Genomic DNA, 14,423 nt, shown 5'->3' with positions numbered 1-14,423 from the left:
TCGAATATCCAGATGTAGCCCGCCAGGTTCCCCACGACTATCTCGTTGATCCCGTCCCCATCGATGTCCGCCACGTCGAGACCGTAGGGCTTTGGGCCGATGTTCTCGCTCTCCCAGACCTTCTCGTACGCTACGTTACCTTCAAGGTCCACTTCCAGAAACCTGAATATGAAGAGGAAGCCAGGACCTTCCCTGTAGCCGTTCGAGGCCACGATCTCGAGGCTACCGTCCCCGTCCACGTCAATGATCTCAACGGCCACGACATCTCCGTTCAGGTCGTCGCTGCGCCATTCCTGCGTGTATTCGGAGCCGTCGTACTGGTAGACGTACAGGTGACCCGCACCAGGTGTCTCGCCCAGTGAGATTCCCGTGCCGAAGATGACCTCGTTGAACGCGTCACCATCGATATCGGCAATGGCGACACCGCGCATCCTGCTAGCGTTCCCGGGGAGGAACTCGTTCTCCAGTTCGCCCGTGTCCGCGGAGAACACGTAGACGGTGCTCAGCGGGAAGTCCATCTTGTAGCCCGTGCCTATGACTATCTCCTTCTCCCCGTCGTTGTCCGCATCGCCGACCGCAATCCCGTGGACATCCCGCACGAGGTCTCCCATCCTGAACCTGACATTGAAGTCCGAGCCATTGAGCACGTGGAGGTTGCCGTCCCCGTCACCGGCCAGGATCTCCTCCTGCCCGTCGCCATCGATGTCGGCCACATGGACGCCCCACAGCCGCTCACCGAAGGGACCCAAGTGCTTCACCGCTCTGAACTCGTCTCCCTTCCACTGGATCACGTTGAGGTAGCCCTCATAGTTCCCGAGGACGATCTCCTTGTTGCCGTCGTTGTCCAGGTCGCAGATCTTCACGGAATTGAACCTCCCTGGAGAGCTTCCTAGGTACGACTCATCGATCTCCAATGCGGCTACGCTTGGTATGATAAGCAGGAAGGCCAACGCAACTGCGGAAATCCATCTCAGAGACAGAGCTTCACCTTCTTTCCCTCTTCCTCAGGAGCCTCGCCACACCGATGACCGTGACCCAGATGGAGACGGCGATCACGACGAAGAAGAAGACAACGCCAGGCAGCCAAGGCGGTATGAGCGGAGCGGGCTCTTCCTCTCCGAGTCCAAAGGCGTAGACCCTTATCGCGAAGTCCTTGCCAGAGGCCGTGGCGAGCATCTCCCCGTTGGGGGACCATCTCGCGGACATTATGGCTCCCCCGGCACGCTTGTTCTCGTCGAGGGTCTTCATCACCGCCCCGTTCGTCTCGTTGCGGATCATGACCATGACCTCTGCCACGCCCGAGGACACGATTATGCCCCTCTCCTCGTGCCAGTCTACGGAGCGAACGCAGTTGGGAGCTTCCCAGACGTCGATTCCCTCGCCGCTCGTCGCGTTCCATTTCCTCATCTTATAGTCCCTGCTGCCGGAAATGAGGAGACTCGCGTTCGGGGACCAGTCCACCGAGAGGACCCCACCGGCGTGACCCGTGAAATTGACCGTGTTCGTCCAGTTCGTCGTCTCCCACATCTTCAGGGTCTTGTCGTCAGACGAGGACACGAGCTTCGAATCATCAGGGGACCACTTGACTTCGAGTACGCCGTCCACGTGTCCGGTCAGATTCGCGATCGCAGAACCGCTTTCGAAATCCCATATCTTGATCATGTTCTCCGGGAAGTTGTGCATGTCGACCTTGTCCGTTCCTGAGCCCGATGCGAGGTACTTGCCGTCATGGGAGAAGTGCAGCGTGAGCACGCTTCCCTCGTGGCCGCTGAAGATACGTTCGACGGTCCAGTTCGTCGTCTCGAAGATGTGTATCTCAGTGTCATCCCCGCCCACCGCCAGATATCTCCCGTCCGGCGACCAGGCGCTTATTCGCGTGGGGTAGTGGTCAGCGATCTTGCACATCTTGATGCCGTCGCAGCGCGTGCGAGTCTCGGCCGTGTAGTTCTCGTGCGAGCCGAGCTTCACGATTCTCCTTCCGGTCGTCGCGTTCCATATCACGGTCGTGTTGTCGAAGAAGGTGCTCGATATCATGGAGTTGTCCGGTGACCATCTCACGGACCACATTGTGGCGTTGTGACCGTCGAGTCTATCCCACATGAGGGACAGCGTTTCGATGCCCTGGGCGGATGAAGCTTCCGGGAGCGCTATGAGAGGCGTGATGAGGACTGCCAGCACGCAGATCGCTGAAATGACCCTGATGAACCGCTTCAATCCGAGGACCTCCTTCTCAGAATGATTGCGGTGAGGATGAGCAGGTTGAGAATCACGAGGATCGAGATCGCAATGATGAATGGCACATACTTGTCCAACGAGAAGGCAGCGCCTGAGGCCGCGTCCTCGTAGTCCTTCGCGGGGACGATGACGATGTCCAATGAGGCGATCGCATCCACCATGCCGTACTTCGTGGCTTTGCCCGTGATAGTCACGGTCGTGTTCTCGGTCACGACCGGAGAGAGGTACTTGACCTGCTGGGTGCCATTGGCGAGAGTACTCGCACCCGATTGTGAAAGGATCCCGTCTGTCACTTCGAAACTAATGAATGCCCCTTCGACACCCTTTTCCGCGTAGATGAGCACGAACTCGATGACCATCACCCTCTCGGACTTGATCACGAGGGCTTCGGGATCTATCTCGAGCGTCATGCCTGGAGCGAGCTCCGAGATGCCATGCATGGTCCCGTCGGACGCACCGATGAATATCCTGCCGTCCACGATCGCGGGCGAGGAGTACATGCCCCAGAGCTTCAGTTGCCAAGTCAGATTCCCAGTGTCCTCCTCCAGGACGTAGACGTAACCCTCCACGAAGCTCAGACGCGAGCCAACGATGACCTTTCCGTCCGCCACTGCTGGCGAGGACCCACCCTCGCCCCGACCGCCGCCGTCCCGCGTCTCGAAGCTCCAGAGGACCTCGTCGCTGCTGATGTTCCCGTTCCCGTTCGGGTCCTCGAGCGGAAGGGCCGACAGGAACCCGTCCGTGGAATGGACGAAGACCCTGCCGTCGTGGATTGCGGGCGACGCGTAGACGTAATCTCCGGTCTCGAACCTCCAGACAAGCTCGCCAGTTCCGAGGCTCAGGCAGTAGGAGTTGCGGTCGTTGCTCCCGATGTAGACCTTGTCCTCGAAGACCGCGGCGCTGCTATACTTCACGTTCTCGCCAAACGCCGGGCTCAGAGTGAAGTTCCACATCATGCTCCCGTTCTCGAGCCACACTCTGTAGACGTTGCCGTCGTTGGAGCCGATGATGGCGGTCCCGTCAACTATGGCGGGCGTCCCGTAGATGCCTCCGTTCGTGGCGAAGTGCGGCACGGTCTCGTTCCCTGTCTCCGCGTCCAGGAAGTACAGGTTGCCGTCAAGGGAGCCGAAGACTATAGTCCCGTCCACGTGCTTGGCCGAGGAGTGGATGTCGTCACCGGTCGGGAATGTCCAGACGGGGAAGCCCCTATGGCGGTCGATGGCGTAGAAGTTGTTGTCGGAAGATCCCACGAACACCTTGTCATCAACGACAAGAGCAGATGCCCAGATCTCGCTCCCGGTCGTGAGGTTCCAGACCTCGTCCTTGTTGGAGATGTTCACGGCGTAGACGCGACCGTAGTCCGAACCGAAGTAGAGGACGCCATCGCTCAGGACAGGTGAGGAACGAACCTGGAAGCGGGCGGCGAAGCGAAGGAACGTCCCGTTCCTGGACGGCACTTGAGATATGGAGTATCCAGTGTTGTTGTGATTCCCTCTGAACTCGGACCATGAGCCGATCATGTCGGACCCTTCCACGCCATCGGCGCTCGCACTGTTCAAAACCGAGATGGGGTGACTCATATGGGATGTGAGAAGGGCGACCAACAAGAACAGGATGACGACTCTGGCTACTCTCATGGTCTCTTCCTCTGACGCTCACATTGCCTGTTCAGGTTCGCTCGGCACCTTGGCCATCTGAGCTTTCTGACCTATTTCACACCACTCTTATCAAGCTTTCTGAGCTGGATTCCGATATGGATGGAATCACTGGTCCCGCTTCAACGCCTCAACGGGATGAAGGCTAGCCGCCCTTCTCGCGGGCATTAGCGTTGCCAGAAGTGATGTGAACACGACAACGGTCAGGACAGCGGACAGTGCCAACCAGGGAATGGTCGCACCGTAACCCACAGTGCTGCTCTCGCCGAAGAATGTGAACGCCACCGAAAGGCCAGCGACAATGCCAACGAGGGATCCCAGCATAGCGATGAACAGATTCTCCAGGAGGAACACATCGGAGATCTGCGTCCTCTGCATCCCCAGGGCTTTCATCGTGCCTATCTCATGCTTCCTCTCTTCCACGGACCTCGACGAGAACGCGGCCAGACCGAACATCCCGATCAAGAGGCCGAACAGCAGGAATGCCTGGAAGAGGCCCATGTACGACCATTCCACGGACAGGTTCTCTTTCACGACATCGTTCACGAGGCTCGCGTCCATCCCGTACGCCTGCAGGTTGGATTCCAGGTATGGGACGAGCCCAGACGCGTCATCCGTCCTGAAGAGGAAGAGGTTGAACTCGGCCGTTGTCGGATGGAGGTCGTTGAGATCGTCCTCGGACACGAATACAGCTCCGGGGAAGATGGAGTTCTCCAGTATCCCGACGATGATCAGCTCCCGCTCGTTTCCGTGCTCGTCCACGACCCCGATGCGGTCACCGACGTTCTTCCCGAATATCCATACTATCGTATTGAGGTCGCCGATTGCGGGGATCGAGCCGTCTGCCTGGGCTTCATCGAGCTTGGGCCAGACCGACGCGGGGCTCTCCTTGGGCACCTCGAACGCCAGCTTGCTCTGCTGCACGAACGTGGCATTGACGCCTATCAACTTTGGCGGGAGGTTCTTCCTGAGGTTCGAGCAGCTGCCTCCCGGCTCCCCGTAGGTTAAGAATTGGACGACCTCGACGTTCGCGGGGAAGTCAGACAAGTTGTTCTTCGCCCTCTCCTCGACGCTTCCGAGGTCGAATCTCAGGGACACCGAGCTCTCCGCGACGACGTCGTACCCAGCACCCTGATGCTCGACTATCTGCTCGAGGTTGGCCTGCTGGCCGGAGATGTTCACCGACAGACCAAGGTACGTGAAGATGACCACGGCGAAGATGGAGATCGCCAGACAGGTCCTTCGCACCTTCCTTGAGGGGGAAAGAAGCGCCATCTTGGAGGTCACAGGATATCGCCGGGACCCGCTCAGCAGGCGGGAGGCGAATGACCCGACGCTCTTCATGTTAGTGGAGAGCCAGACCATGAGCGCCAAGATTATCATGAACCCGCTCGCGAAGAAGAGGAGGAAGGGCACGGAACCCGATGCGGAAACGAAATGGATGTCCACGGCAATCGTGATGGCGACTGCCAGGAGCATTCCGACGTGCAAGGCGATTCTCCTCGCAGACCCGCGCAGGAAGAACGGGGAGAAAAGGGCCAGGAATGCGGGGCCCGCCAGGATCGTTAGAGACCCGAGGGACTCGTCCATTGGTAGAATGAAGTAGGACGCCGTCATCACCGCCCCGAGGACCGCGAGCGCGCGAGGAACCGACGAACCCTTCCCGGTATCATCGGACACATCCAGCTCCTTGAGGGTGCTGACAACCGGAACTCTCGTGGTCCAGTATGCGAAGAACGTGAAGGCCAGAAACGACAGCAGTAGACCCGCCGCGAATCCGAGAAGCACGGTCTCGAGCGTGAAGTACAGGGGAACAGTCGTCCCTTCCATGATGTTGCTCCAGAACGTGTTCGTGAGGAGTATGGACACACCGGCCACAAGAATCCCCGCGAGGATTCCGATCGCCGATGCAATCACTGCCAGAATGAAGCCCTCGATGCCGAACACGGCCGTTATCTGGCCTCTGCTGTATCCGAGCGCCCCGAGCGTTCCGATCTCCCTCCTCCTGTCATCCATGATCACACCGACGAGGCCGGCCACGAGGATGATTCCCGCGATGATGGCGATGGCTCCGAATGAGAGGAAAGTCTCCGTGAGAAGCTGAACTCCCTCGGCCGACTCTACGCCCTGCTGCTTGACGGGCAACACGACGATTCCAGCGTCTCCTGCAGTGACTGAGGAGTTGAGCTGCGACCTGAATGGCGGGAGCAGAGCAGTGACGTCGCCAGCCTTCACCTTGATCGTCGTGATGGTGCCGAGGTCGTTCGACCAGAGCTGCTGCGCCTTGCTGAGCGTGATGTAGGCCTTGGGCGTCCCGCCATACGCGGTCCAGTAGTCGAGATCCTCCCAGGTCATCTCGCTCCTCATCTGTTCCCCATCCATCCAGGTCGGGTCCCAACCGGCGCAGCTGGACTCTCCTCTTATGCCGGGGATGGGGGGCATCAGGTTCTCATCATGCGCCTTCCCGACGATGTTCACCACATGGGCGACCGTGAAAACGGCCGTCCGATGGACCATGGTGTAGGTCCTTGTGAAGACCGTGTAGTTGACGGAGAGATTGTCCCCGACTCCTGCGCCGAGCCTGGATGCCGTGTAGTTCGTGATGATCATCTCGTCGTCCTCCATTTCTCCGACCATCGGTAGTGCTGTGGAGTTGTCGACGAAGAGCCCGAAGTCGCTGTCCGCGGCGGGGTCCAGGCCAGTTACGATGGAATACGGGACGACGTTCCCGCCAAAGGAGATGTTATTGACAAAGTAGGATGTGAGCGGAGAGGTCGCTTCGATGTCCGGAAGTATGGTCGCGATCTGCTCAACGCGAGTGACGTATTCCACGTCGAAGAACACGTTCTCGCTCTCCACGCGAATGTAGTCGAATGAGTCCACATTCATCCCGACATCTCTGTATCCGACCGCGTCATCGAGGGCATCCTGCAGCCGCTGCGTGGCCTCGTTCGTCAGTTCCAGACCTGTCCTCTCGTCCCCTTCGTTCGACACAAGGATAGTGTTGATCTCCGAAGGCGCCCCGATGAGACCCTGGAGGTAAGTGAGATTCAGGAAGAGATTCGCGGCTGTCACGCTCGTGGTCTCCAGGTTCAGCCTTCCCACACCGCGGTCCAGGACGACGGCTTTGACCGTGACGTTCGCCCACGACTGTCCTGCCAGGTGCGAGTAGATGCTCTCGATGGAGAACTCTGGATTCCTCATTGATATGGTAATCACGTCATCCGCCTGTGCGTTCAGCTTCTCTGCCAGATTCCGGTTGATGATGGCCTCTCCCGGGGCAAGGGTGTCATCGTACGACTCGTCTCCTGACACCCAGAACGGTCCAAAGCCGAGGAGTAGATCGTCGTCATATCCCAAGATGTTCGTCACGGATTCGGTCAGCCCCGTCTCTCTGTTCCTCGCTGAACCCTTCAAGGCGATCAGAGGGGCGAATGCATCCGTGACCTCGAGCGCAGCCGGGTCTGCCGAAATGTCGCCGAGAATCGACTCGTTGAAGAGCCCGCTTGAGCTGACCACCTCGTCCACGTCGCCCAGGTCGTCGTAGACGCCCTCCACTATCGCGTACCGCATGGAGTCCCCCACCGCCAGCGAGCCTGTCACAATCGACGAGCCGACGACGAGAGCCATTATCGTGAGGATAGTCAGCTTCCTCTTCCTTGAGAACAGGCGGAGCGCGGTCTTGAGGAGTCCTCTTGATCTCAGGGCGAATATGGCAACGAGGACTACCGTGAGTAAAATGATCCCCAAGGAAACTATTATGGCGGTGTTCATGTCGCCCAGCCTAGGTATCATCGGATGAAGTGCTACTTGAAATCTTGCAAAAAGGTATCATCCCACTGCGGGAGGAGCTTCGTTCCGTGGAGTCTCAGGCGTAGCCAGTCATGCCGTACTCGACCTTCGTCGACTTCTTCACGCACTCCTCCCCGTGCTCCAGGACATCCTCCAGGGTCTTCTTCAGGAGTGGCGGATAGACAGCTCCCACAAGCTCCTGTACGGGGCGCCCGCTGCAGAAGAACTTGAACGTGGGCGTGCTCATGACGCCGTATCTGCCAGCCGTGTACGTACTGGCCACGATGTTCAACTTGGCGAACACGACCTTGTCCCCGAGTTCCTTGGCAAGTTCCGCGAAGTACGGCTCGATCTGAGCGCAGTACGCGCACGTGGGGCTGTAGAACATCACCGCGGCGGGCTTGTTGTCTTTCTCGATCGCGCTCTCCCACGTACCATCGTCGACCTCAACTATCTCTCCCATGATGTCGTATCCTCCTCCAGGCCATGTGCATCGCATTCAGGCAGGTGTCTCAGCACTCATAGGGTCAATCATCCCAGAAGGTCAATGACCTTCCTCTCATCATCAACACCAAACCCAGATTCGCTATTCACGATAAATCCTTTCCCCTCCGATGACGCGTCTGCACTGACCCGCATATTCTCAGCAATCCAAATCGGGCGATAACCCTTATTAGTGCGGAGCAGATTCACGACCAAGTTCGGTGTCGTCATGGAGTTGCCTGCGGGGAAATTGGAAGAGACTTCCTTCGGAGGGCCTGGCGTCCTCAGAGACTTCCTTGAGAGGATCAAGGACTCGGAGATCACGGGGACCCTGAGGGTCAGCGCGATGAGGGAGAACGTTCAGTCGATCGGAAGCATCGTATTCAAGGGCGGACACTGTGTGCTGGCACTTCACGACTACTTCGGTCCGCTGTACAGCGGCGAGGCGCTCAAGGAGATCATGCGGGACAGCATCAAGGACGAGAGCATCATCGAGCTCCACTCCTACGACTACAAGTCGTCAACGATAAGCATCGGACACATCAAGGAGTCCCATCCCTCCGCGCTGATCGACGAGCTCCCCGACATGGACGCGCTCGAGAGAACGGTCGCGGAGGAGAGGCACCAGCAGGAGCTCAGGAAGATCGAGACGCGGACCGCGGAGGAAGGCATCGAGACGCTTGCCAGGGAGAAAGAGAAGGAGCTCACGAAGAGCCAGGTCGCCCTCGTCCATGAGCTCGAGAAGAGCGAAGAGTACAAGAGGGCACTGGAGGGGATGAGATCAGAGCTCGAGGCGGTCAAGCGAGGCAGCCTCGCGATTATGAAACACATGACGAAGAAGCGCGCTGACGACGTGGAGATATCGACCAGGAAGAAAGAGATGGAGGTCGAACTCGACAGGGTGAAGGAACTCGTCCAGAAGAGGGAGAGCGAGGTGAAGAAGATTGGCAGGAAGCTTGCCCTCAAGGAGAAGGAGCTGGGCGACAAGGAAGGCACCCTCAAGGCGCGAGATGCGGACATGACGCAGAGGCACCAGGAGTTCGAGAAGCAGAGGGGGGAGATAGACCGCATATGGGCGTCCCTCGCGTCGGAGACGGAGAAGAGCGAGATGGCGAGGAAGGCCTTCGAGAAGAGGATTGACGAGGCCCTCGCGAAGGAGAGAAGGCTCTCCCAGCTCGGGGAGAAGCTGGCGGGAGTCCAGAAGGAGACGAGGCGGAGGGCCGACGAGCTCGAAGAGAGAAAGACGAAGCTCCTCGAAAGGGAAGGGGAGCTCCTCGAGCGGGAGAAGAAGCTGGACGGCCTCTCCAAGATCCTGCAGGAGAGGAGGAACGAGCTGGAGGCGCTCGAGTCCAGGATCGTCTCCAAAGAGGGAGATATCAAGGAATGGCTGACCGAGCTCGAGAGGATCAGGGCTGCACTGGATGACAGGGAGAAGGACTTCGGCGCGCGCGTCAAGAGCGTCGAGGAGCGGGAGGACAAGGCCTCCGACCTGGAGCTGAGGCTCCGCAGGCTTCAGAAGGACACGGAAAAGTCCCAGACGCGGATGGAGCGGGAGAACGAGAAGCTGGAGAGACAGCTGAGCGAGATGGCGGAGAAGGAGAAGAAGCTCCTTGCCGAGAAGAAGTCCCAGGACAGGCGGGAGACGAGGTTGAAACTGACGGAGGACGAGTTCGTCCGCAAGGACAGGAACCTCGACCGGCTGAGGGAGGAGCTGAAGAAGAAGATGAAGGAGGCGGACAAGAACGTCTCAAGGCTCCGCCTGGAGAGGGAGGACCTGGACTCGGAGTTCGCCGAGCTGGAGAAGCGGGCGAACGAGCTGGATACCGAGCGGGAAGAGCTGGACGGCCTCAGGAAGGGCTTCGTCGAGAGCGAGGCGGAGATCGATGAGCTCAAGGATGAGCTCGAGCTCCAGCTATCCCTGAGAAAGAAGGAGATCGAAGAGAGGACCGCGGAGCTGGAGGGATCGAGGAAGGACTTCGAAGCCGCGGCAAAGAAGGTCCAGAGCAAGGAGAGGGAACTGGCGAAGCGCAAGAAGAAGCAGGAGAAGATGAAGGACGAACTGTCCGCCAGGGAGAAGAAGCTCAAAGCTTCCCGCGGGGGGCTGGACAAGTCCATGAAGGACCTGGCCGTCAGGGAGAAGGAGCTCGACGAGAGGGGGGACGAACTGGCCGCCTCGCAGGCCTCGCTGGCCTCGGAGAAGGAAACGGTGGACCACAGGCTGAAAGAGGTCGAGGCCCGCTCGATTATGCTTGACGAGGATGAAGCCGGGCTCAAGGAAGACCTGGAGAGGCTCGAGGAAGAAAGGGAGAAGCTCCGGGAGGCGAGCGAGGAACTCGAAAAGGGAAGGATGTCCATCGGCCAGCAGAGAGAGGACGCGAGGAAGGGCCTGAAGAAGAGGGAGAAAGCCCTCGCGAGGAAGGAGAAGAGCCTCCAGGCCAGAGAAGAGGAGATTGCGAGAAAGACGAAGGACCTGGAGACGATAAAGAAGACGCTCTCCGAGGTCTGACTATTCCTTTCTTCCGATCGCCACCATTCTCTGAAGCGGTATTCTGGCCCGCTCGATAATGTCCTCGTCGAGGACGACTTCCGGGCCCAGGGTCTCCATCGACCTCAAGACGTTCTTGGGCGTGATCTCCTTCATGTTCGGGCACACCGCCCTCTCCGCGTAGTAGAACTCCTTGTCCGGGTTCTCCTTCTTGAGCCTGTAGACGAGCCCCTTCTCCGTTCCGATGATGAACTCCGTGCCGTCCGATTCCTTGACGCGCTTCACCATTCCCTGCGTCGAACCGACGGTGTCGGCGAGGTCTATGACGTCGGGCGTGCACTCCGGGTGGACGATGACCTCGGCGTCGGGGTGCCGCGCCTTGAGCTTCTCGATCTCCTCCGCCGTTATCCACACGTGCGTCCGGCAGTAACCTGGCCAGAGGATTAGCTCCTTGTCCGTCACGAACCTCATCACGTACAACCCCAGGTTCGTATCGGGGACGAATATCACCTTCTCCTCCGGAAGGCTGGAGATGACATTGACGGCGTTGGCGGAGGTGCAGCACACGTCGGAGATGGCCTTCACGTCCGCCGTCGTGTTGACGTACGAGACGACCACCGCGTCCGGATGTTCCCTCTTCAGCGACTCGAGCCCTTCCGCGTCCACCATGCCGGCCATGGGGCACTTGGCCACGAGGTTGGGCGGGCTGATCGGGTGAACGACCCGCTTCCCGGGATTGAGTATCTTGGCGGACTCCGCCATGAAGTCCACGCCGCAGAAGACTATGTTCTGCTGGGAGACCTTCGAGGCCCTCTCTGCAAGGTCGAGCGAGTCACCGAGGAAGTCGGCAACGTCCTGGACCTCCGGTCTCTGGTAGTTGTGCACGAGAAGCACGATGTCGTTCTGCTCCTTGAGTCCCGTGACCCTCTCCTCGAAGTCTTTCACGGATGACAGATTGCAGGCTGTTTCTTAAGCTTTATGGGGAAATGGCGCTCACAGCGCGCACGCCAGCGAAAGATTGAATATCGCTCCTTGCATAGCCCAGAGGATGAAGCCGATCACCCTCACCACCGACTTCGGACCGGGAGAGTACGTTGCGACGATGAAGGGCGTCATTCTTTCCATCGCCAAGGACGCGCGAATACTGGATGTCTCCCACACCGTCCAGCCTCAGGACATCGAGCAGGGCGCGTACGTCCTGCACAGTGCGCTTCCCTACTTCCGCGAGGGCATTCACGTCGCTGTGATCGATCCCGAGGTGGGCACCGACAGGAAGGGCATAATCGTGGAGTGCGGTGACCACTACCTTGTCGGACCGGACAACGGGCTCCTCATTCCGGCCGCACGGAAACTGGGACTCGAGAGGGTGATCGAGATCGAGAATCCGGAATACATGCTCAAGAGCGTGTCCTCGACGTTCCACGGCAGGGACGTCTTCGCACCAGTGGCCGCCCACATCAGTCTCGGTGTGGACCCCGAGGAGATCGGAAGGGTCACGGATGAATGGGTGGACATGGACTTCGGCGTCTACAGGACGCGAGGCAAGGAGCTCAAGGGCCGGGTCCTTCACGTGGACTCATTCGGGAACCTGATCACCAACATCCCCGCAGAGGTCGTTCTGGGGAAGTACACCTTCGGCCAGAAGACGGAGATGAGGATCGCCGGGAAGCGCTTGACAGTACCCTTCCTGGCAACGTACTCGCAATTGGACGACAGGGGCGTGCTGCTGACCATCTCGAGCAGCGGTTTTCTCGAAGTCGCGGCCAATCGAGGGAGCGCCGCCGCGGACCTCGGGGCCAAGCGGGGCAGTGAGATTCAAATCAATCCAGTCAGATAGAAAGGAATATCTAATAGGACTACTTCTGAGCGAACGTGAAGAGGATCCTTCTCATAGTCTGCGATGGTCTGGGTGACAGGCCTGTGGATTCTTTTGGCGGGAAAACTCCGTTGCAGGCCGCAAACAAGCACAACTTCGACTGGTTCGCGGAGAACGGGATATGCGGTCTGATGGACCCGATTGCACCGGGGGTCAGACCTGGCAGCGACACGGCCCACCTGGCGATATTCGGTTACGACCCACATGAATGCTACACTGGGCGGGGACCTTTCGAGGCCATCGGAGCGGGGGTGAAGCTGGAACCGGGGGATGTGGCGTTCCGTTGCAACTTCGCCACGGTCGACGGTGACATGAAGGTCATCGACCGCAGGGCGGGCCGTATCACCTCGGGTACTGAAGAGATCACAAGCACCCTGGACGGCACTGAGATCGGAGGGGCTGAGGTCGTCCTCAAGCCCGGAACCGCTCACCGCGCAGCCCTGGTCCTCAGGGGGAAGGGGCTCTCGTGGAAGGTCTCGGACGCGGATCCTCACGAGACGGGCAAGAAGGTCCTGGACGTTCTTCCGCACGAGGAGGATGCCAAGAGGACCGCAGACATCGTGAACGAGTTCGTCAGGCTGTCCCACGAGAAGCTGGCTGACCACCCGATCAACGCAGCGCGGGAGAAGGAGGGCAAGCTCCCCGCAAACATCATACTTCCCCGAGGCGGGGGCATCTGGGTCCCACTGCGCTCCTTCGAAGAGCGGTATGGCCTGAAAGCCGCTGCGATCAGCGGCGTGACTCTGGTGAGGGGGATCTGCACATCCCTGGGAATGGAGATGCTCGAGGTCGAAGGCGCCACCGGTGGGCTCGACACGGACATGATGGCCAAGGCGGACGCCGCGATGAAGGCCCTGAAATCGAAAGATTTCGTGTACATGAACGTCAAGGCCCCGGACATCTGCGGTCACGACGGGCTCGCGGAAGAGAAGGTGAAGGTCATACAGAGACTCGACGAGATGCTCGGTGGAGTGAAGCGTCAGCTCGACGATGAGACCATACTCGCGGTCACGGCGGACCACTCCACGCCGATAGAGGTCGGCGACCACAGCGGAGACCCGGTCCCGTTGATGATCTTCGGGCCCGGCGTCAGGACAGACCAGGTCGCCCACTTCGATGAGGTCTCGGTGGCCCGGGGAGGGCTGGGCCATCCTAGAGGGTCCGACCTGATGAATCTGCTTCTAAATCTCGCGGGAAGAGCGGAGAAGTTCGGCGCCTAGCTCTTCGCGTAGTTCATGGCCTGGATTTCAAGCTGCTTGGACTGCTCCATCGCCTCGGCCTTGAGCTCTTCCTCTCGCGTGGCCCGCTCCTCACAATCCTTGACCTTCTCTCTGAGCCTGTCGATCTTCACGTCAAGGCCCGCACACTTCCGCTGCAACTGGGTGGCCTTGTCCTGCTTCCTGTTCATCTCTTCGGCCACGTGCTCCGCCAGGACGTCGCTGTTGTCCAGTTTCCCTTTTCCTCGGTTCGCCTGAGCAGCATAGAACTTGCTCCTCTCGAGAATGAGGGCCTTCTCCTCCGCAAGCTTCGCCTTCTTGAACTCCCAGGCGGTCATCTTCCGTCTGAGGGACATGCAGCTCGCGTGGTGCTTCGTCGCCTCGACGGCCTTCTCGGCAGCCTCCGCCTTGAGCTTCAGTGACTCGTGGACGGGATCGATGTATCTGTGCGCATCGTTGAAAGGCCTTTCCGGCGGGGGAGATGCCATGCGCGCGATAATCCACTCGTGGACTAATAATCTTTCTTTCTGAGAATCACCGTCATCAATCGGACCTTCGGAGGGACCCGATTGGCCCTTGAGATCACGGTATATACCAGTGCGTGACCAGGTCTTCGAAAAAAGGGCGGTCTAGATGATCTCGTCCATTTCCTTCTCGAGCATGAGCAGATCATTCTTCTC

The 14,423-nt window shown here is 59.2% G+C and carries 10 protein-coding genes; 3 read left to right on the top strand and 7 right to left on the bottom strand.

Annotated features, from left to right (window positions below; all coding sequences use genetic code 11):
• The 5 genes from LN415_08400 to LN415_08380 form a co-directional block, all read right to left on the bottom strand.
• Positions 1–950 (bottom strand): VCBS repeat-containing protein (locus LN415_08400; GenBank protein MCJ2557107.1); only part of this gene is annotated, 950 nt, incomplete at its 3' end.
• Between the two features lie 34 nt (positions 951–984).
• On the bottom strand, positions 985–2,214 hold the full coding sequence (locus LN415_08395; GenBank protein MCJ2557106.1) for a WD40 repeat domain-containing protein: 1,230 nt from the start codon (positions 2,212–2,214) through the stop codon (positions 985–987).
• Positions 2,211–3,872 (bottom strand): PQQ-binding-like beta-propeller repeat protein, encoded by a 1,662-nt coding sequence (locus LN415_08390; GenBank protein MCJ2557105.1) that lies wholly within the window; start codon positions 3,870–3,872, stop codon positions 2,211–2,213. Before LN415_08390 ends, LN415_08395 begins: the two co-directional genes overlap by 4 nt.
• Before the next feature lie 126 nt (positions 3,873–3,998).
• Positions 3,999–7,685: an FtsX-like permease family protein gene (locus LN415_08385; protein ID MCJ2557104.1), complete on the bottom strand. Its 3,687-nt coding sequence runs from the start codon at positions 7,683–7,685 to the stop codon at positions 3,999–4,001.
• 73 nt (positions 7,686–7,758) lie between these two features.
• Positions 7,759–8,145, bottom strand: a complete 387-nt coding sequence (locus LN415_08380) for a thioredoxin family protein (protein MCJ2557103.1) — start codon at positions 8,143–8,145, stop codon at positions 7,759–7,761.
• Positions 8,146–8,358: 213 nt separating this feature from the next.
• Here LN415_08380 and LN415_08375 point away from each other — a divergent pair, with 213 nt between their 5' ends.
• Positions 8,359–10,671 carry a hypothetical protein gene (locus tag LN415_08375; protein MCJ2557102.1) on the top strand — a complete coding sequence of 771 codons (2,313 nt, stop codon included), beginning with the start codon at positions 8,359–8,361 and terminating at the stop codon, positions 10,669–10,671.
• Here LN415_08375 and nadA read toward each other — a convergent pair whose 3' ends face one another.
• The gene (nadA, locus tag LN415_08370; GenBank protein ID MCJ2557101.1) at positions 10,672–11,595 is read right to left on the bottom strand and encodes a quinolinate synthase NadA; all 924 of its coding nucleotides are present in this window, start codon (positions 11,593–11,595) and stop codon (positions 10,672–10,674) included.
• Positions 11,596–11,698: 103 nt separating this feature from the next.
• Here nadA and LN415_08365 point away from each other — a divergent pair, with 103 nt between their 5' ends.
• Complete coding sequence (locus tag LN415_08365) at positions 11,699–12,487, top strand: S-adenosyl-l-methionine hydroxide adenosyltransferase family protein (protein ID MCJ2557100.1); 789 nt, start codon at positions 11,699–11,701, stop codon at positions 12,485–12,487.
• Positions 12,488–12,522: 35 nt separating this feature from the next.
• A complete protein-coding gene (locus LN415_08360; protein MCJ2557099.1) occupies positions 12,523–13,746 on the top strand; it encodes a 2,3-bisphosphoglycerate-independent phosphoglycerate mutase in 1,224 nt (407 codons plus the stop codon).
• On the opposite strand, the gene LN415_08355 is transcribed toward LN415_08360, so the two are convergent.
• A complete protein-coding gene (locus tag LN415_08355; GenBank protein ID MCJ2557098.1) occupies positions 13,743–14,231 on the bottom strand; it encodes a hypothetical protein in 489 nt (162 codons plus the stop codon). The two genes, LN415_08360 and LN415_08355, sit on opposite strands and share 4 nt — an antisense overlap.
• Positions 14,232–14,423: the final 192 nt, after the last annotated feature.

Source organism: Candidatus Thermoplasmatota archaeon, from assembly GCA_022848865.1.
In the GTDB taxonomy this organism is placed as follows: domain Archaea; phylum Thermoplasmatota; class Thermoplasmata; order RBG-16-68-12; family JAGMCJ01; genus JAGMCJ01.
Note: the sequence above shows the minus strand (reverse complement) of the source record. Positions and strands in the feature narration are given on the sequence as shown.

Coding starts and splice junctions, on each gene's coding strand:
- LN415_08390 (MCJ2557105.1), bottom strand. CDS start 3,872: ATGAGAGTAGCCAGAGTCGTCATCCTGTTCTTGTTGGTCGCCCTTCTC.
- LN415_08385 (MCJ2557104.1), bottom strand. CDS start 7,685: ATGATACCTAGGCTGGGCGACATGAACACCGCCATAATAGTTTCCTTG.
- LN415_08380 (MCJ2557103.1), bottom strand. CDS start 8,145: ATGGGAGAGATAGTTGAGGTCGACGATGGTACGTGGGAGAGCGCGATC.
- LN415_08365 (MCJ2557100.1), top strand. CDS start 11,699: ATGAAGCCGATCACCCTCACCACCGACTTCGGACCGGGAGAGTACGTT.
- LN415_08355 (MCJ2557098.1), bottom strand. CDS start 14,231: ATGGCATCTCCCCCGCCGGAAAGGCCTTTCAACGATGCGCACAGATAC.